This is a genomic window from Dendronalium phyllosphericum CENA369, assembly GCF_016056275.1.
GTDB classification, from domain to species: Bacteria; Cyanobacteriota; Cyanobacteriia; order Cyanobacteriales; family Nostocaceae; genus Dendronalium; species Dendronalium phyllosphericum.
This window is the reverse complement of sequence record NZ_JAECZA010000022.1, coordinates 24718-43447: the sequence shown is the minus strand read 5'-3', so window position 1 is coordinate 43447 and position 18730 is coordinate 24718. Positions and strand designations below refer to the sequence as shown.

15 protein-coding genes are annotated in these 18730 nt (G+C 35.7%); 12 read left to right on the top strand and 3 right to left on the bottom strand.

All coding sequences use genetic code 11. The annotated features are described in order from the left end of the window. Positions 1–9 precede the first annotated feature (9 nt). The 5 genes from I8752_RS08215 (at position 10) to I8752_RS08195 (ending at position 6013) form a co-directional block, all read left to right on the top strand. Positions 10–1026 carry a hypothetical protein gene (locus I8752_RS08215; RefSeq protein WP_214431826.1) on the top strand — a complete coding sequence of 339 codons (1017 nt, stop codon included), beginning with the start codon at positions 10–12 and terminating at the stop codon, positions 1024–1026. An 80-nt stretch (positions 1027–1106) separates the two neighbouring features. Further along, on the top strand, positions 1107–2000 hold the full coding sequence (locus I8752_RS08210; protein WP_214431825.1) for a glycosyltransferase family 2 protein: 894 nt from the start codon (positions 1107–1109) through the stop codon (positions 1998–2000). Positions 2001–2214: 214 nt separating this feature from the next. Further along, positions 2215–3372, top strand: coding sequence for a glycosyltransferase family 4 protein (locus I8752_RS08205; RefSeq protein WP_214431824.1), 1158 nt, complete (start codon positions 2215–2217; stop codon positions 3370–3372). Between the two features lie 137 nt (positions 3373–3509). After that, complete coding sequence (locus tag I8752_RS08200) at positions 3510–4283, top strand: WecB/TagA/CpsF family glycosyltransferase (protein WP_214431823.1); 774 nt, start codon at positions 3510–3512, stop codon at positions 4281–4283. 299 nt (positions 4284–4582) lie between these two features. Next, positions 4583–6013 (top strand): sugar transferase, encoded by a 1431-nt coding sequence (locus I8752_RS08195; protein ID WP_214431822.1) that lies wholly within the window; start codon positions 4583–4585, stop codon positions 6011–6013. Positions 6014–6260: 247 nt separating this feature from the next. Here I8752_RS08195 and I8752_RS08190 read toward each other — a convergent pair whose 3' ends face one another. Together I8752_RS08190 and gloB are read right to left on the bottom strand one after the other, a co-directional pair. Further along, a complete protein-coding gene (locus tag I8752_RS08190; protein WP_214431821.1) occupies positions 6261–7433 on the bottom strand; it encodes an endo-1,4-beta-xylanase in 1173 nt (390 codons plus the stop codon). 16 nt (positions 7434–7449) lie between these two features. Continuing rightward, positions 7450–8223 carry a hydroxyacylglutathione hydrolase gene (gene gloB / locus I8752_RS08185; RefSeq protein ID WP_214431820.1) on the bottom strand — a complete coding sequence of 258 codons (774 nt, stop codon included), beginning with the start codon at positions 8221–8223 and terminating at the stop codon, positions 7450–7452. Positions 8224–8691: 468 nt separating this feature from the next. On the opposite strand from gloB, the gene I8752_RS08180 reads away from it, so the two are divergent. From I8752_RS08180 to I8752_RS08150, 7 genes are all read left to right on the top strand, one after another. After that, the gene (locus I8752_RS08180; RefSeq protein ID WP_214431819.1) at positions 8692–9534 is read left to right on the top strand and encodes a putative nucleotide-diphospho-sugar transferase; all 843 of its coding nucleotides are present in this window, start codon (positions 8692–8694) and stop codon (positions 9532–9534) included. A gap of 25 nt (positions 9535–9559) precedes the next feature. Further along, entirely contained in the window at positions 9560–10726 is a 1167-nt protein-coding gene (locus I8752_RS08175) for a glycosyltransferase family 4 protein (RefSeq protein ID WP_214431818.1), read from the top strand. A 200-nt stretch (positions 10727–10926) separates the two neighbouring features. Further along, positions 10927–13191, top strand: coding sequence for an ABC transporter ATP-binding protein (locus tag I8752_RS08170; protein ID WP_214431817.1), 2265 nt, complete (start codon positions 10927–10929; stop codon positions 13189–13191). After that, entirely contained in the window at positions 13178–14389 is a 1212-nt protein-coding gene (locus I8752_RS08165) for a glycosyltransferase (protein ID WP_214431816.1), read from the top strand. Before I8752_RS08170 ends, I8752_RS08165 begins: the two co-directional genes overlap by 14 nt. A gap of 86 nt (positions 14390–14475) precedes the next feature. Beyond that, the gene (locus I8752_RS08160; RefSeq protein WP_214431815.1) at positions 14476–15435 is read left to right on the top strand and encodes a glycosyltransferase family 10 domain-containing protein; all 960 of its coding nucleotides are present in this window, start codon (positions 14476–14478) and stop codon (positions 15433–15435) included. A gap of 54 nt (positions 15436–15489) precedes the next feature. Beyond that, positions 15490–16485, top strand: a complete 996-nt coding sequence (locus tag I8752_RS08155; protein WP_214431814.1) for an Npun_R2821/Npun_R2822 family protein — start codon at positions 15490–15492, stop codon at positions 16483–16485. A 10-nt stretch (positions 16486–16495) separates the two neighbouring features. Next, positions 16496–17434 carry an Npun_R2821/Npun_R2822 family protein gene (locus I8752_RS08150; RefSeq protein WP_214431813.1) on the top strand — a complete coding sequence of 313 codons (939 nt, stop codon included), beginning with the start codon at positions 16496–16498 and terminating at the stop codon, positions 17432–17434. Between the two features lie 108 nt (positions 17435–17542). On the opposite strand, the gene I8752_RS08145 is transcribed toward I8752_RS08150, so the two are convergent. Continuing rightward, entirely contained in the window at positions 17543–18424 is an 882-nt protein-coding gene (locus I8752_RS08145) for a hypothetical protein (RefSeq protein WP_214431812.1), read from the bottom strand. Positions 18425–18730 lie beyond the last annotated feature (306 nt).

Below are 18730 nucleotides of genomic sequence, written 5' to 3'. Positions count from 1 at the left end.
ATACTTTTTATGTCAATACCTATAGCTTTTGTAATTTGTACAGAACCTGGTCGTTTAGAAGGTCAATCATTAATGCTTGCAGAAAGTATTCGTAAATTCTGCGGCAAATTAAAAAATACACCGATATATAGTTTTCATCCTAGGGCCGGTGAACCAATAGCAAAACAAACCCAACAAGCATTTGAGACCTTACAGGTAACTCATCAACAAATTCCCATAAATCGAGAATTTCATGAATATTATTTAGCAAATAAGCCTTTAGTTTGTGCCTATGCAGAACAAAATATTGATGCAGAAATCTTAGTTTTTTTAGATAGTGACAAGTGTTTTTTCTCTGAGCCAAAAGAATTCTTATTGCCAGAAAATTGTAACGTTCGGATGCGTCCTGAGTATGGACAGGGAATTGGTTCTACAGGTTTGGGAGATCCTCAAGAATGGTACTGGCAAAAACTATATGAAGTTCTAGATGTTAAGCGTGAGGTGTTTGTTGACACACCAATAGGTAATAAAAGAATTAGAGCTTACTGGAATTCTGGATTAATTGCTGTGAGAAGGAGTGCGGGTATATTTACAGCTTGGAAAAAGAATTTTGAAAAAATAATGCGCCTTGATATCACTCCTCCCCAAGGTATTTATTTTGTTGAGCAGTCTGTTTTATCTGTAACTTTATGTGCTTTGGAAGAAAATGTCGAACACTTTTCTCCTAATTATAGTTATCCCTTACCTTTACATAACCGTTTATCAAACAAACTACGAATGAGATATTGGGATGATATTATATCTATTCATTATTTTAACTTATTTTTCTACAACGATTGGAATGCACAAATCAAAAAATTAAAAAATTTCAACATTAATTCAGATAGATATCAATGGTTATCTAAAGAAGTTGTCAGACTGAATATGCCTCGAACATCAGTTATGCATCGTTATATGTTAGCAATCAGAAGAATGGAACAAAAACTCCGAAATTTTAATTTAGATATTAACTTAAGTAGTTGGATTGAAAAAATGGCTAAACTTTGAAAAATCAATAAACGATACAAATGATGTCAAAGTCTATTATTTCATCAGTACTTTTATAAAAATTGTCTGAGGTCAACGAAATGAAGCAAGCTAACCTAGCCGTAATTATGACCTGTCATAACAGGCGCGATACAACTATTGCTTGTTTACAAGCTTTATATCAGCAAAAAAATCAGTTCGATGTTTATTTAACTGATGATGGTAGTTTTGATGGGACGGCAGAAGCTGTTAAAGCACAATATCCAGAGGTAAAAATTATTCAGGGTAATGGCAACTTATTCTGGGTTGGTGGGATGCATCTCGCCTTTGGTGAAGCGATAAAAAATCAATACGATTATTATTTATGGTTGAATGACGATACTTTTTTAGAAGCCAATGCTTTAAATAAATTATTGCATATTTATCAAAATTTGAGTGAAGAAGGTTATCCCAATTCAATTGTAGTAGGTTCAACTAAAGATCCAATTACGGGAAAAGCAACCTATGGAGGAGCATTAAAATCTAAAAAGTGGTATTCTAACAAATTTGAATTTCTAGAACCAAGTTCGGTTGTCCAAAAATGCGATGCTATGTATGGTAACTGCGTATTAATTCCTAAAAGCGTCGTCGCAAAAGTTGGCAATATTGATACAGCCTTTGTTCATAGCTTAGGAGATTTAGATTATGCGCTTAGAGCGCATAAATTAGGTTGTCAAATATGGATAGCTCCTGGATATATAGGCACTTGTAGCAAAAATTCTATCCGTAATAGTTGGGTAGATACCAATTTAAATATATTAGAACGCTGGAAAAAGGTATTGCACATCAAAGGATTTCCATTAAAATCCTGGACTGTATTTTGTAGCAGACACTCTGGCCCATTCTGGATATTTTACTGGTTTTTACCTTATATCAGAGCAACTATTGGTTACAAAAATTTGGCATCATCTCCAACATTTGCTGAGGATAGCAACAAAAGAAACTTAAAACTTTGATAGATACTTTCTCAAAAGTCATTCGCCAAGTTTGCAGTTCTAATTTGAATAATTGTAGGACAAGGCTTTCAATGCTTTGGGAGCCTACTTTGAATCAGGACTACATAGAGCTAATGAATTTTGGATTACTCATAACTATTCTAATAAACTGCATTTCTTGCAGTTTCAGAAATTAACTAGCTAAATATTGAAAATATCAACAATTATTAATTTTATGGGTAAACGCTTACTAATTGTCTCAACCCTCGATTCCAGTCAACCATTTGGTGCTTTTACTAGGCCTTTTTATCTGGGTCAGTATCTTACTAAATACTTTGAAGTCTGTCAGTTAGGCTTAGATTGTTCATCTGTTAATTATGCCTCATCTATTTCTATTGGTTCAAGAAGCCTAAAGTCATATATTCAAAATATACAAAAGTGCATTGATGAGTTTTGTCCAGATATCATCTATGCTCAAGAAACCTTACCTGGATTAGCTGCTTTAATCTCATACAAATATAAGCTTAAAAAACATAGTAATTGCTCTCTTGTATTAGACTTTCATACTTTTTCAGCGTATGAATACTGGACGCGCTTGTTTTCAGTTGCTAATCCTTTCAAAGAGTTTGCCCAATGTATTAAAACATATATAGCTCAGGGAATTTTGATATTCTCTGGTAGTCCGATTATTGCAGCAGGTGAATCAACACCTAAACTAATTTCCGAGTGGTATGGTAAAACTCCGCAGCAGATTTATTGCGTTGGGAATGGAGTGGCAGAAGATTTTATAAATATTGACTCTCATTTGGATAAAGACCCATATCAAGCATTCAGACCTGCGAAAGTAGTAGTTCTGATTGCTCCGAAAACATTTCAATTTCCAACTAATGATATGTCAGTATCAATGACTCTTGAGGTTGCTAACCACCTAAAAAGCCATCAGGAAAAAGTACATTTTGTCGTCATAGGTAGGGATAGTAGCGATATTTCAGAACCAATTCCTTCTAACATCTCTTTTTTGGGTTTTTTGTCTCACCGAGAGGATTTTGTTGCCCATCTGAAATATGCAGACATTGCTTTACTGCCATTTTCCAAGCAAGCAGTAGCAGGTGGCGCTCGCAATAAAGCATTAGATTATTTCGCTAGTAAAAATTTAGTTGTATCAACACCAGAAGGTTTGCGAGGTTTAGAAGAATTTCGCCACTTAGAACATCTGTTAATAACAGGGTACTCTAGTAAAGAAGTAGCTGATACAGTGCTGGATGCAGCCTCAAATATTGATAAATATCAATTCTTGGTAGATACAGGATATACCTTAGTTAGAGAAAAATATTCTTGGGATGCTAAATCACATAGTATCGCAAAAATACTGATGAAAGCAAGTAAGTCCTAGTTATCTTTACGTAACGCCAAAAAAACTTAACCAAAACAAATTAGTGTATTTACGGGGTTTAATGTTAAACTAACCTTACAAGAAAAAATTCAGCTTTGCTGTGAGAACTTTCATACTTCCAAAAGAAAAATTAAGTCATGAAGAAGCGATCTTCTTATAAACTTCTTGGAGTTCAAGTCAATGCACTCTCGATTCCTGAGTTGAATTTATTGATTGAAGAATCCATTGAGCGAAATAAGAAATGGATTATTGCTAATCACAATTTGCATAGTCTTTATCTCTTTCATAAAGATCCAAAAATGCAAGCTTTTTATGAAAAAGCAGAATATATACATATTGATGGTATGCCTTTGGTGTTACTTGGAAAACTGTTAGGTTTTCCCATAAAACGAGAACAAAGAGTAACCTATGCCGACTGGATATGGCCTCTGATGATGGAAGCAGCTAATAAAAACTGGCGTGTATTCTATTTAGGTTCAAAGCCAGGAGTTGCTGAACAAGGAGCGAGTATTTTGCGCCAGAAGTTTCCTGGTTTACAAATTGCTTGCGCTCATGGCTACTTTGATATGGGTAAAGATAGTCAAGAGAATCTTGCTGTTCTAGCTGCAATTAATGCTTACAAACCCCATGTATTAATGGTGGGGATGGGTATGCCACGTCAAGAACATTGGATTTATAAAAATCTCGAACATATCCACACCAATGCTATCTTACCTAGTGGAGCTTGCATTGACTATGTTGCAGGAGCAATACCCACTCCTCCCCGCTGGATGGGAAAATTGGGTTTGGAATGGTTGTATCGGTTGTTAAGCGAACCGAAAAGACTATGGAAACGTTATTTACTTGAGCCTTGGTTTGTATGCACTTTATTACTACAAGAAATTTGGAGTTTGCAAACTCAATCGAAGTAATAAACTGCTATTTTTAAGGCTTAATTTTTAATATTCAGTACATTATATCAACTTTAATCTTTGTGAAGATGATATTGAAGTTTGCATATAAAAGTCAACGCTACAGCAAAATTATTTGATTGGCTAAAAAGCTTAACTATATGTAAATATCAATTTTTTCAGGCTTTTAATTGTTTATAAAAAATTTACTTGACGTATATCCACACATTACGTCTGGTATGTTTTCGCGTTCATTTTCATCCTAACTATACTGTTACGAACAGATTTTATTCTTATTGACATTGGGAGGTCACATAATTATGGTTTACAGCAACATTTCGATAGCAAGTTTTAAACCTGATTTACGTTCAGCGAAAAATTTAAGCATACAGAGAGGATTGTTTATCCGATTAATGCGTGTAGTAACACTTATTTTTCTAGACGCAATATTTATAAGCTCTGCATGGAATTTAGCAATTTTATATGGTACGCCATTTGATTTTTTCTCAATACAAAATTCATCATTTGTGCTGCTAAATGTCAGCTTAACAATTGCTATCTTTCAAACAACAAACCTTTATAAAGCAGGTATTCATCGCCGTAATTATTTAGGTGTTGTTAAAGCAATTTCTTTATCATCTCTACTTTTGTTATTTATAGACTTTCTTTATAAACCAAATAGCCATATTTCGTACTCAAGTTATCTCATATATTGGTTGCTGTCTATAGTTTTCATCTGTAGTGTTCGTTATTTATTTAACTTGTTTACTAACTTTGTACGTCAAAGAGGTGCAGTACGGCATAGAATTTTTATCATTGCTGACGAGCAAGAAAAAGAACCTTATTATATAAAGCTGTTGGAACGACAGAATTACTTTGCAATTCAAGGTTACGCAAACTCTAGATGTCTAGATTTGGGTAATAGAGAAACGACTTTTGAATACCTTCGCAGTCAAAATGTAGATGAAGTTTTTGTCTCTTGGGATACAATCAAAAATCGTTTATTCCTTTGTTGGCATTTTTATAATGCTGGAATTACGCTTCGGATGCTGCCAACAATGAGCGAATTTTCTCTTCCTAAATCTACCTTTGACATGATTGGAGAAGTTTTTTATCCAACAATCCCTGCGCCAATCATTGTTGGTGGTGATTTTTGGATGAAGCGATTTTTCGATCTGTGTTTTTCCATTACTTTGATTTTCCTACTTTTACCTGTATACTTGGCGATCGCTCTCATAATTAAGTTAGATTCTCGCGGGCCGATATTTTTTAGACAAAAACGAATTGGATTACATGGTAAAGAATTCCAAATTTGGAAATTCCGGACAATGGTTACAAATGCTGAAAAAATCCAAGCTTCTTTAGAAGCTAAAAATGAGATGAAAGATGGTGTCTTTTTTAAAATGAAAGATGACCCTCGCATTACTAAAGTTGGTAAATACTTGCGCCTTTACAGTTTGGATGAATTGCCACAATTGTTTAATGTTTTTCTTGGAGAAATGAGCCTCGTCGGGCCTCGTCCTTTACCTATCCGCGATGTCAAGAAGTTTAAAACCAACCATTTTATTCGCCAAGAAGTTCTGCCTGGTATTACTGGCTTGTGGCAGGTTTCCGGACGTTCAAACATTGACAATTTTGAAGACGCATTCAAATTAGATATGGATTACATTGAAAATTGGTCGATATGGCTTGATTTAAAAATTTTGTTGCAAACTGTTAAAGTTGTTCTACAAAAGACAGGCGCGCATTGATTACAGCCTACCCCAAACCAATAAGGTTACAAAAATCATGCTACGGTTACCAGTTGAGTTTTAGGGAGATAATTAGTTTATGAAATTGACTTAGGTGAAGTCATCTACATGCTGCCTTCCCTAAGTTATTCAACTGAGTCTAAGCAGTGTAACTTAGTAGATACGATCGCTAGTAAATAGCTTAATAGGTTGGTTTTTCCTAAAAATGCGAGGATTCAAACCAACTTTGCAAAATTCGTAATTAGTGTTATTTTCTTCTTACTGAAGGAGTTGCTTGCTGTAAAGCCTGTGCAATAGCATTACGAGCAAGTTTAGGTTGCAGATTCTCATCGAAGGGAAGTGGACGCAGAAATTTATGGAAGGCTGGATTGTCCTTAAATTTTTTTGGCATCCAGTCAGGATGACGTATCCAGGTATGGCGATCGCTAAGTCCCCATGTAATTACAGTATCAACTCCAGCTGCAAAGCACAGGTCAAGATATTGCTTGTAACTGTTAGCAACCATTCGATCGAGCTTTTGGATACTATTGGGCAGTGGGGTATCAATAATAATATCTAATTCAGTAATTACTGGTTTAACTTCAAGGTCTTTAAGCCGTTTTAAGACGTTGCTAAATCCTTTTTCGTCAAAAGGATAGTTCGTAGAAAACCATAAATGTGATTGGATACCTGCCCTGTCAATTTTAACCCCACTATTCTTAAGATATTCCACCATTTTTAAGAAATGCGCCGATTTCCATGTAGCACCTTCAATGGCAAAATCATTGAGGTAAAATTCCTTGCTGCTATCAACTGAAGCCGCAATTAAAAATAAGTCTCGAATCAATTCTGGTTTTACCCCTTTACGCAAACCATAGGGGTTGTCAGTTTCCTGTTCGCTGTCAGCAATAATTTCATTAGCAATATCCCAAGACTTTAAAACTGGGCTATTACGATAATGTCCCATTACACCCTTAACATGCCGTTCGAGTATCTTGAGAGTAGGCGGGTAAGAAACCCAATCTGGGTTTCCTATGTGCCAGAAAAGAGTATGCCCATGCAATGCAATATTATGCTTTTGGCAGAAATCTGCGATCGCATCTGCCAATTCAAAAGTAAAATTTCCTGGTTGCGGTTCAGTGGCGTTCCATTTTAATTCGCCATTAGGTGTGACGATCGAACATTCACGAGCTATTAATTTAGCGTAATCCGGCTCTTTTTGCAAAAATTCGCTAGAAATTGCCGTACCATAGAGTTTTCCTTTTGTGGCAGCTAATTGCCGAAGGGGAGAACTCGTATTTATATTTTTATAATTTGCCATAGCAGCATCCATGCTATGGTTATCTTTTTCCTTTTCTTTTTGGAAACACCCCATCATTAATAAACTAGAAAGAGTTGTATATCCTGCTCTTTTTAAAAATTTTCTCCGGTAAGTTTTCATTGGGACTACCCTATGACTAAAATTTGTCTTTCATTCCCCGTATACGGGCAAATGTTTGCACTGGATCGTTACTCTTGGCAGATGATTGTAATGATGGTTGCTCCCAGCGTAAAAATGGATTGGTGCGCTTCTCGACAGCCAGCAGCGAGGGAACGGTAGCTTCTCCTCGGCTGCGGAGGACTTTGACTTCATTGAAGCGCCTTTGTAACTCCGTATTTTCACTATCTACAGTGAGGGCAAATCGCAAATTGTTTAAAGTATATTCGTGAGCGCACCAAACATGGGTATCATCTGGTAAAGAGCGCAGTTTATTTAGAGAATCTACCATTTGAGTAGGTGTACCTTCAAACAGACGACCGCAACCGCCAGCAAATAAGGTATCGCCACAGAATAATTCCCCTGGTTCGCTGGATAGGGTAGGAGGAAAGTAATAAGCAATGTGAGCGCGGGTGTGTCCGGGTACAAAGATAACATTAGCTACGCGATCGCCAAACTCAACGCGATCGCCTTGTTGTAAAAACACCTGCTGTCCGGGAATTCTGCCGCGATCCTCGGCTCCACCATAAACTATCACTTTTGGGAAGTGTTGGATTAACTTTTTGTTACCGCCTACGTGGTCATTATGATGGTGCGTATTAAAAATTGCGACTAACTCTGCTTTAAGTTCTGCAAGTTTGTTTAATACTGGTTCGGCCTCAGCTGGATCGACAACAGCGGCAATATTTTGTTTGGGTTCGTGCAACAAGAAGATATAGTTGTCTGAGAGTGCCTCAAGACGGAATATCCGCATTTTCTCTGCCTCCCTTAAATGTCCATTTTTGGTATTTATTTGCATCCATAACTCTAGTAAGTAACCGGGTTACATACATCAAGTTATGTCAAATATTGATATTTCGTTTATTATAACTGTCAGAACGCATTAGCTATGATAATATACAACCGTATTTTTACTTATATTATGCTAATTTTTTATAAAAACAATCTTGATTTATCAGTAAAATTTCTCTGGGAAGTCAAGCAAATCAAAAGTTAAATTTATTTTGTTATTTTATCGTGAAAAAATAGATAAAAACGTTGTTATTACAACCATTTTATTTTTTGCTTTTAACTGCTTTGTATCTAACAAAAAACATTACATACAACTATACTTGTTTTTTTTAAATTACACACTTATATATAATAGCAAATATATTTAGGATTAATATTCAAACATAGATTTTAAAAATAAATTAAGCGAGAAAATTTATCAAAACAATTTATGACAATAAAAACTAGAGGATTTATTACAATTTTGACAGGACTTTACTCTTTTCAAGATTGTATCCATTTTTTAGCAGCTATTAGGAAATTTCATCAAGAACCGATTATTATTTTAATTGACCGCGTTCCTAAAATACTCTATCCTTTTCTCAAAGTATTCAAAAATGTAATTTTAAAACCCGCACCCGCAGATACAAATACTGTTTTAGCATCACGGCAAGCTAAATTAGCTCTATATAATGCTTCTGAATTTGATAAAACGATCTATTTAGATTCGGATATTTGCTTACTGTCGAATATTAATGATGTATTTGACTATTTAGATGAATATGATTTTCTGTTAACTGAGGATGTACAACCTAGTATTCCTAAAGCTACAAATTTGTTGCGGGGAAAGCAACAGGATATGTTGCCAGATGTTTTGCCGATTCTCCAATCTGTAGGTTTACCACTGCAAGAAGATAGCGTGCAGTATAACGGCGGTTTTATGGCTTTTCGGAAAACAGAGACAACCAAGATATTTTTTGACGAATTCAAACGTTATTTTGAGATTGTCAAAAATAATCAGGATAAATTACTGCTAAAAGACCAAGGAGCGTTTGCTTCGGCGATCGCTTCGGTCAAACCAAAGATGAAAATACTATCACCCGCTTATAATTATCTCAGTAAGTGGAAGGATACTTACAATATCACTGAAGAAATTAAAGTGCTACATTGTACTTATCCTTACAGACCTCAGTACGCCAAAAACATTACTCGTTCTTTGTATACAAGAATATTCGATCGGTTTGCTCAAGTATTTTTACCAAATCAAGTCACAAATCCCTGGCGCACGAAATGATTTATAAGTAGGAAAACTGGCGATCATGAAAGATAAAGTTAAGGTATCGCTACTCGTCTGGAATTTATCTACCAATGATGGTTTCATTCGTGCATCTTTGTTACAAACTGCCTTAAATCGGTTGGGATATGAAGTAGAAATACTCGGTTTTCTCTTTGGTAAGGAGTTGTATAAAGCTATTCCTCCTGAAGCTAAAATACATACTATAGCAGGCTCAAACTATCCAAATTTTATTCAGTCTATTAGAAAAATTTTAAAACTTATCGATGGAGATATTATTTATGCAATTAAACCTCAACCAGCTAGTTTTGGTGTAGCACTTCTCAAAAAACTTTACAGCAAAAAACCAGTAATTTTAGATATAGACGACTGGGAACTTAGCTGGCATGGAGGGGATAAATGGCATTATCGTCCTCAACTCAAACAGCTAGCAAAAGATTTACTGAAAAAAGACGGCGCGTTGAGATTACCTCATCATCCGTTGTATTTAAAATTAATGGAAAATTTGGTGAGCAAAGCTAATGCAGTGACGGTACATACTAGCTTTTTACAGCAGCGTTTTGGAGGTATATCTGTTCCTAACGGCAAGGATACTTTTTTATTCGATCCTGCTCGATATAATCCTGAAGAAAGTAGAAGTCGCTATGGTTTATCAGAATATCGAGTTTTGATGTTTCCTGGTGCGCCAAGACCTTATAAAGGTCTAGAGGATGTTCTTATAGCATTAGATAAAATTAATCAGCCAGACTTAAAACTGGTGATTGTTGGTGGCAGTCCCTATGATAATTATGACGAACAACTTCAACAGCAATGGGGACGCTGGATTATTAAACTGCCTAATTATCCAGCTGACGTAATGCCTGATGTGGTTGCTGCTGCTCACATTATTGTTGTTCCACAGCGAGATACTCCCGAAACTCGCGCTCAATTTCCTCTTAAATTGACAGATGGAATGGCAATGGCTAAACCTGTATTATCGACGCGTGTAGGAGATATTCCCGAAATTTTAGGCGACACTGGTTATTTAGTTGAACCTGCTTGTCCAGAACAAATTGCCGAGCAAATACAGTCGATCTTTCAGGATTTAGATTTAGCGAACGCAAGAGGCATGAAAGCAAGGCAAAGATGTATCGACAAATATAGTATAGAAGCGATGGCTTCTACTCTTAAGTCGGTAATTACTCGGTTGTAGACTCTTTGTTTTAATGATAGCAAATGTGAAATTTAAATAATAGAAAGCTATTGAGAATAATCTGAAATAGCTGATAAGTATACTTTCATCACAATAGCCAGAATATGATTATTTATTCTTATCTATTTGAGGATAGTCTGATGTAGCTATAAATTGATGAATAATGTTAATAATATAATGAATTGCGATGCAAATACCCAATGTCTACCAGTAAACTACTATTAAGATTTGCAAAACCCTATCCAGGTTTGATTCTTCTGACGATAGCGTTGGGATTTTCTGGAGCTTTATTTAATGGTGTAAGTACAGCTCTAATTGTGCCAGTAATCTTAAAAATTGTGGGACAAGAGGTAGATTTAACTAAAGCCCCTGGGATTCTTAAAGGAATTATGGCTCCTTTTGAAGATATTCCAGATAATTACCGCATCGGGGTAATGGCTGGGGCGATTATATTTACTATTTCCTTAAAAAATTTAGCTACTTATACTAGCGCGTTAGCATCTAGTTCTCTAACTCGCAGGCTGACGGCAGATATGCGAGAAGCGGGATTAAAGTTATTACTAGAAATAGACATAGATTATTATGCCAAGATGAAAGTTGGCGATTTAATCAACCGTCTAGGAGGAGAAATTGGTCGGGCAGCAACTGCTATTGGTAATACAGTAAAGTTAGTCATTCTCGGAATTACAATTTTAGTCTTCGTCGGTTTGTTGCTATCAATTTCTTGGCAGTTAACTATAGCTGCGACGTTTTTGCTATCTTTAGTGACGATAGTAAATCAATATACCATTGCTCGTTCTAAAAAATTTGGCAAGCAACTGAGTGAGATGTCTAAAGCGTATTCAGTTGCGATGCTCGAACTCTTAAATGGCATTCGACTAGTCAAAGCAACGGGAAATGAAGTAAGGGAATATCAAAAAGTTCATGAGTTAATTCGTGCCCGCGAACAAGCAGATTTTGAATCTCAGATTAATTCAGAAGCGATCGCACCTTTGAGCGAGGTGATGGGAATTACAGCTTTACTCCTGATTGTTTTTCTGAGTAAAACTTTTTTTGCCAATCAAGTTGCTTCGCTTTCAACTGTATTACTTACGTATTTATTAATATTATTGCGACTGCTACCCTTGGTGTCTCAGTTAAATACTATTCGTAGTAGCTTTGCCAGTACCTCCGCTAGTGTGGCGATGGTGACAGAGTTTTTAAATCGGGATGATAAGCCATTGATGTCCAAGGGTGAGATTCCCTATACAAAATTAGAGCAAGGAGTGCATTTTGATTTTCTTTCCTTTGCTTACCCCGATCATGAAAAGTTGGTACTAAAAGATGTGGATTTATATTTACCTCGTGGTACGACTTTGGCTTTAGTCGGTGGTTCTGGTGCAGGAAAATCAACCCTTGCAGACCTCTTACCGAGATTTTATGACCCCTTATCTGGGCGCATTACCATCGACGGGAAGGATTTGCGTGACTTCGATATTGCATCTGTGCGTAGCAAGATGGGAATTGTTAGTCAAGACACTTTTTTGTTTAACGATACGGTGGGGAATAACATTGCCTATGGACGACCGGAAGCTACTAAAGATGAAATTCTTTCAGCAGCCAAACGAGCAAATGCCTACGAGTTTATCAGCAAATTGCCCCAAGGATTTGACACTTTAATTGGCGATCGCGGCGTGATGTTATCTGGCGGACAAAGACAACGATTAGCGATCGCGCGTGCATTATTACAAAATCCCGAAATTCTGATTCTTGATGAAGCTACCAGTGCATTAGATACTGTGTCGGAACGGTTGGTGCAAGCTGCACTTGATGACCTCAGCCGCGATCGCACCACCTTAGTAATTGCTCACCGCCTTTCTACAGTCCAAAAAGCCGACCAAATTGCTGTGTTAGACCAAGGGCGCGTAGTAGAGGTAGGAAACCATGAAGAACTTTTACAAAAAGGTGGTTACTACTCACGTCTCTATTCAATGCAATTTAGCGAACGAGCGGAAACTGCTAATAAACAACATCAAAGCTTAGTCCGCGTTTCTCATGAAATTCGGACGCAGCTGAACTCAATGCTTGGTTTCCTACTCTTACTACTAGATGATATGGTAGAGGATTCCCAAGAGCGGCAGGAATTAATTGAACAATCTCATACATCAGCTTTAAGAATTCTCACCACAATTGATGTTTTTGATGATATTTTCAGCCTCCAACTCAAAGGCAAATTTTTATCATTTTCCCAAGAAAATAATAGTGTCACTACTCAATATAAAACTTTTACTCATATCTCTGAAGAATTCCGCGCTCGTCTAAATCTGATATTGGGAATTCTCCGCTCTTTAACTGACAATGTAACCGACACACCAGAAGACAATAATCAATTAATAGCAAAAGCCTATGATTCTGCTATTAATTTACTCGATAAATTAAAAGAATTTGAAAACAATATTCACTTAGAAAAGAATGAACAATGCTAGTTTAAAAAAAGACTATATTTTCTTTATTCAATCAGAGTTACCCAAACCAGAAGCTCACCTAGTACAATTTACCAACGCAGCCAATGGAGCAGCTAATTTGGGTTATTCGACTGTTTTAGTATATCCCGATAAAGGATTAGGAACTATTAATCCAGTTAATTTAGCTCGTCCTTTTCAACCGAGAGAAGCACCAGAAAACCTAGTAAAATACTACAACTTGCATCACAAATTAAAAGTTGCTCCTTTACCCATGCCTTGGCCTATCGATTATTTCGATAGTAAATTTACTAACTCTAATACCATCGCCGCCAAATATTATTTTCCTTTCCATATATTTCCCACTACTAAACTCGTTCATAGTCGCAATTGGAATTTAATCAAAGCCGCAATTAAAAATGGCATTGCGGCAATTTACGAACATCATCACCATGAAGATAAAAAATTTGAACCCGAAATCGTTAAAAGTCCGCTGTTTCAAATTGCCGTCACAGTCGTAGATCCTATCCGCGAAAGTATGATTAACAATGGGATGCCACCAGAAAAAACGATTAGACTACACAATGGTTTCAATCGCTTGTTTATGCTGAGACAGCCAGAAAAAGCAGCAGCGTGGCGCGAGAAACTCCTGAAAAATGGACAATCCCACTTAGTAGTATATGCGGGAGCGCTACAAAAATTTAAAGGCATTGATATTCTAATTGAAGTTGCTAAAGAAATGCCAAATGTGCAATTTGCCTGTGCAGGTGGTAAACCAAAAGAAGTAGAACATTATCAACAATTAGCAAAAGAAAAGCAGGTCAATAATATTATATTTTTAGGCTACGTATTGCATGATGAGTTAGCATCTTTACTGCAAGCAGCAGATATTTTAGCTCACCCTCATTGTTCCGGACAAGCAGCAACCTTCACATCGCCGCTAAAACTATTTGACTACTTCGCCTCTGGAACTCCCATTGTTGCCACAGAAATTCCCTCATTAAAAGAGTTTAACAATACACAAGCGATCGCAGCTTGGTGCGAACCAGATAATCCCATTAAATTCGCGGAATCTCTCAAGCGAGTTTTAGAAACTTATCCGAGAAAAATAGATGGTTATTTAGAAATTATCGAATTTGTTAAACAATTTTCTTGGGAAAATCGAGCAGCCAAGATTCTCAGCTACGTTGATGAATCTTTACGTCCTGCACTCATAGCATAAATGATGATAAATTTGGGCGTTTGAGATAGAAATTCCCAGGATACGAAGAGAATAACTATATAAATAACAACTAACAGTTAAATAAAATGAATATAAAAACCGTTGGGATGATTAGCAGCTATAAAGGTCTTGAAACAAGAGGCGATTGGCTGTGGCAACAAAGCCCGAATCAATTTGGTGTTTGGAAGAATATCCAAATTCAGCCACTTTCACCAAACCCAGATTTTCTTTTGATGTATCAGTTCGATTTTCCCGAACTGCGTCAGCATAAATCCTGGTTACATAGCTTAAATCGCCAGCCAAAACAAGCAGAATTAAATATTAAATCTCTCCTCAAAAATGTTCCTCAAGAAAAGATAATTTATCTTTTAAGAGAACCACCACTAAATGAGATAATTGAAAGAAACAAACACAATTATCAAGAAGCACAAAATTATTGCGGTTATATTTCTGGCCCCGATGATTTTGCTCCTATTCCCGACTATATGCCTGCGATTTGGTATCATGCTAATTCATTTCGGGAACTAAACGAAATGCCACCACCTGAAAAAGTTAACCCTTGCAGTTGGATTACTTCAGGAATTAGCCGTACAACAAATCATCGCCAGAGATTAGATTTTTTACAGTCTTTGCAATCTAGTAATATCAAGTTTGATTTGTATGGGCGTGGCTTGCCTTCGTGGGCAAAATCATCTGGTGAATTGGGTAATAAATGGTATGGGATGGCCCCTTACTATTACAATCTGGCAATTGAAAATTATGCTGACAATAATTGGTATGTGAGTGAGAAGTTATGGGATGCTTTGTTGGCATGGTGTTTACCAATTTATTATGGTGGCCCAGCGGCAGATAAATTATTACCGACAGGTAGTTTTTTACGCTTGCCCAGTTTAGATGAAAAAGGTATTGCTTACATCAAAGAAATAACTGCTACTCCTGATGCTTGGTATGCTGCTAAAGATGCGATCGCTGAAGCTAGACAAATTATTCTACATAAATTAAATTTGCTCAACTGGTTATCAGAATTTGTTAGTAGCTTCTCTTAGTTTCATTTTTCAGATATACATGTTTTCAACTGGCAAATTACATTTAATTTACATATGGATGGTATTTGTACCCTTGCTAACGACCGAGTTTACGACCAACTCATTGCGCTTCTTAATAGTATAGAAGCAATTTATGGACAAACAATGCCCGTTTGCATTTATCCTTATGATGATAATACAGCACAAATTACTGCTGAAATTCTTCGCCGTCCCAATGTGCATCTTTACGATAATCGGGAGTCAATACAACAATGGGATGAGTTTGTTCGCAATATTTGGGATGCACATCCTACTGCTCAAACCCATTGGTTGCAAGTAAGTAAAGATAAATATTATCGAATTGGCACTCACAGGCGTTACGGTGCTTTTGATGGCCCTTTTGACCGTTTTGTTTACATGGATGCTGATACTTTATTAATGAGTCCTTTAGATAAAATTTTTACTCAATTAAATTACAATGATTGGGTAGTGTATGATTTTCAATACACAGATTTATCTCATGTTTATAATATATCTTCACCAAGATTAACAGAATTATTTACACCAGAAAGCCTTCAAGAAGAAATATTTTGTTCGGGATTTTATGCTTCGAGTAAAGCTATATTTAATGCTGACAATCGCAAATATTTACTAGAGAAACTAGTTCAAGGTGAGGCTGAGATTCTTTATGATATGGCTCCCGATCAAACTATTCTCAACTACATGGTAATGCGTTCGGGTATTTCTAACTTTAATTTTGCTCGTCAGCTTCCGGAAATTGAAAGAACAGGATGTTGTGTGACTTCTACTCACTTTGAAGAGCGAAATCATATTTTATATGACAAAGGTAATCAACTAACTTATTTTCACTATATTGGTTTATCTTCCAAACTTTTTAACCGAGTATGTGATGGAGAGAATATTGATTTTCCCTACCGAGATATCTTCTTACATTATCGTTATTTGCACGAACCAGAAAAACGACCAAAGTTTGTAACTAAACCGAAAGCTTATAATGCTCCTCCGAGTTTAGGCACAAGAATTTTAAAAAAATTAGGATTAACAGGTTGAGGTTAAGAAAATGACTCGCGGAATTTATATTATTGCCAATGACAAGGTGACAGATCATGCGATCGCACTACTTAATAGTATCCGATTGCACGACAAAAATACACCAATTATCTTGATTCCTTATGATGACAACTATCATGCTATAGCAGATACACTCAATAAATATTATGGCGTGCAAACATACGAAGACTTAGAATTTATTGACCGTCTCGCCTTAAAATTACATGAAACCTTTGGAGGACAGTTTTTTGCTCGTCCAAATCAATTTCGCAAACAGGCTTGTTGGTTTGGGCCATTTGATGAATTTTTATATATTGATACTGATATTGTTGTCTTTGAAAAGATTATTGACAATCTTAACTACCTAGCCGAATCTGATTTTATTTGTTGTGATTATCAACATTTAGGTGGGATCAAGAATGTTTTTAGCCCCCAAGTTTTAGAAGATAAAGTTTTTGAGGAGGCTGAAATCAAGGATATTTTTAATGGTGGTTTTTGGGGTTCAAAGAAAAACTTAATCTCGGAAAAAGATTTGTATGAAACTTTTGCCGAGTGTGCTGCCCATCCTCAATACTTTGACTTTTCAGAAAAAACTTCCGATCAACCGATTATTAATTATATGTTGCTCAAGCGGATTCCGCGCCGCTTTAACATTGTTCGTAGAGAAGGTAAAGCCCCAGGAAATTGGGCAGGAAGTCCCCATTTTAAACAACAAAACTATATATTATTTGATACTGCCGTTAATCAACCTCTGCAATATCTTCACTGGGCAGGTATTCGCATTCAACCGGGTTGTCCCTACTGGGAAATTTGGGAACATTACCGTAATCTTAATCCAGCTTTACCTGCGGCTGTTATTCCTACACCTGCAAAAAAAAGTCAGTGGTGGCAGCTAGGTACAGTTAAAAATCAATTGCGTAAAATTAAAAATGATTTTATTTCCAGTTGATTATCTTTAAATCACGTTCTTTATTGAGAAAGGGGTAATACCAAATTTTTTAATTACTCCTTTGTCCCATCTTAATCATGACATCGAGCAATAGTAAAATTATCTATTTTATTGGTAATAAAAATCAAAATTACGCAATGTAACTATTATTAAACGCAATAGATTATATGAGTATTTAAAATTAGTAAAAATTTTAAATATAAATTTTTGTAAAATTGATATTTTTGGGTATTCCAACATTTTTTGCTGCTCAAAATATAGTGCCATATCTTGAATATTTGATTGTCCTTTTTTAATTCTAATTAATTCAGTTTTATCCTTAAAAAAGGAAATACCTTCCATTTCACTCCATCTAACTTGTAAACCTGCCTTAGCAGCAGCTAAACCTATGGCATTTCCTTCACCATCATGAACTCTGTTTAATTCAAAATAAGGTGCTATTATTTCCCATTGCTTGAGAAATTCGAGTTCTTTTTCTGAATCTTTTGTAATAGCGAATAAGTATTCGTAAATAAATTTTACTTCTTCCTTTTCTAATTTTAAACTTAACTTTTGCGCCGCTTTCTCAGTTACTATAAACTGTTTATATAGTTTGTGGTCGGCAGTTCCTGCAAAAACTTTAGTATACTTTTTTGGCATAATTTCACAAGACCTAGCTGTTATTCCTGGAACTTGTAACCATTTCATATTTTGTGGTACTGGTGCTACAATTCGCATATCTGCATCAATATATATACAAGAGTGAAACATAGATAATGCTTTGGCAAGTACAAATCGTTTATCGTGGTAAATTTTCACGCTATTTTGTCTATGTTTAAAGGCTAAAACGTTAGATTGTTTGCTAAATTCCTTGGGGCGATCGCTTAAAATTACAAAATAAGTATTAGGCGAATATTTTTCTATATCTCTTGCTAATAAAAGTGCTAAACTCCGATAGTTTTTTCCAAATGCTAAGGTACAAAAGCAGAAATTTTTTTCTTCTAACATCATAATTTTTATCTCTTAAGCACAAATATTACAGATGTGATTCGGTACTCACACGTAAGCGTAGCTTGATGAAATTTTGAAATCTGTGAACCTTTATAAAAAAAAACGGTCACTCATCTTCGTATGGGTTTAAGTCAAAAATAGTATTTATGTACTGAAATAAGTTTAGATTAGCATCTATATCTAGATAAAGAATGTTTATTGAGCTAAATAAACAGATGTTTATTTAATTTATAGCACTTTATTATTATCAAAATATATCTTTAAACATAGATTTAAGTTTCTATAAAATCTAAAATACTATTTAGT

What these genes read in the sequence shown, in the direction of transcription:
- I8752_RS08215 (WP_214431826.1), top strand. Translation starts at nt 10, where the DNA reads ATGTCAATACCTATAGCTTTTGTAATTTGTACAGAACCTGGTCGTTTA.
- I8752_RS08210 (WP_214431825.1), top strand. Translation starts at nt 1,107, where the DNA reads ATGAAGCAAGCTAACCTAGCCGTAATTATGACCTGTCATAACAGGCGC.
- I8752_RS08205 (WP_214431824.1), top strand. Translation starts at nt 2,215, where the DNA reads ATGGGTAAACGCTTACTAATTGTCTCAACCCTCGATTCCAGTCAACCA.
- I8752_RS08200 (WP_214431823.1), top strand. Translation starts at nt 3,510, where the DNA reads ATGAAGAAGCGATCTTCTTATAAACTTCTTGGAGTTCAAGTCAATGCA.
- I8752_RS08195 (WP_214431822.1), top strand. Translation starts at nt 4,583, where the DNA reads ATGGTTTACAGCAACATTTCGATAGCAAGTTTTAAACCTGATTTACGT.
- I8752_RS08190 (WP_214431821.1), bottom strand. Translation starts at nt 7,433, where the DNA reads ATGAAAACTTACCGGAGAAAATTTTTAAAAAGAGCAGGATATACAACT.
- gloB (WP_214431820.1), bottom strand. Translation starts at nt 8,223, where the DNA reads ATGCGGATATTCCGTCTTGAGGCACTCTCAGACAACTATATCTTCTTG.
- I8752_RS08180 (WP_214431819.1), top strand. Translation starts at nt 8,692, where the DNA reads ATGACAATAAAAACTAGAGGATTTATTACAATTTTGACAGGACTTTAC.
- I8752_RS08175 (WP_214431818.1), top strand. Translation starts at nt 9,560, where the DNA reads ATGAAAGATAAAGTTAAGGTATCGCTACTCGTCTGGAATTTATCTACC.
- I8752_RS08170 (WP_214431817.1), top strand. Translation starts at nt 10,927, where the DNA reads ATGTCTACCAGTAAACTACTATTAAGATTTGCAAAACCCTATCCAGGT.
- I8752_RS08165 (WP_214431816.1), top strand. Translation starts at nt 13,178, where the DNA reads ATGAACAATGCTAGTTTAAAAAAAGACTATATTTTCTTTATTCAATCA.
- I8752_RS08160 (WP_214431815.1), top strand. Translation starts at nt 14,476, where the DNA reads ATGAATATAAAAACCGTTGGGATGATTAGCAGCTATAAAGGTCTTGAA.
- I8752_RS08155 (WP_214431814.1), top strand. Translation starts at nt 15,490, where the DNA reads ATGGATGGTATTTGTACCCTTGCTAACGACCGAGTTTACGACCAACTC.
- I8752_RS08150 (WP_214431813.1), top strand. Translation starts at nt 16,496, where the DNA reads ATGACTCGCGGAATTTATATTATTGCCAATGACAAGGTGACAGATCAT.
- I8752_RS08145 (WP_214431812.1), bottom strand. Translation starts at nt 18,424, where the DNA reads ATGATGTTAGAAGAAAAAAATTTCTGCTTTTGTACCTTAGCATTTGGA.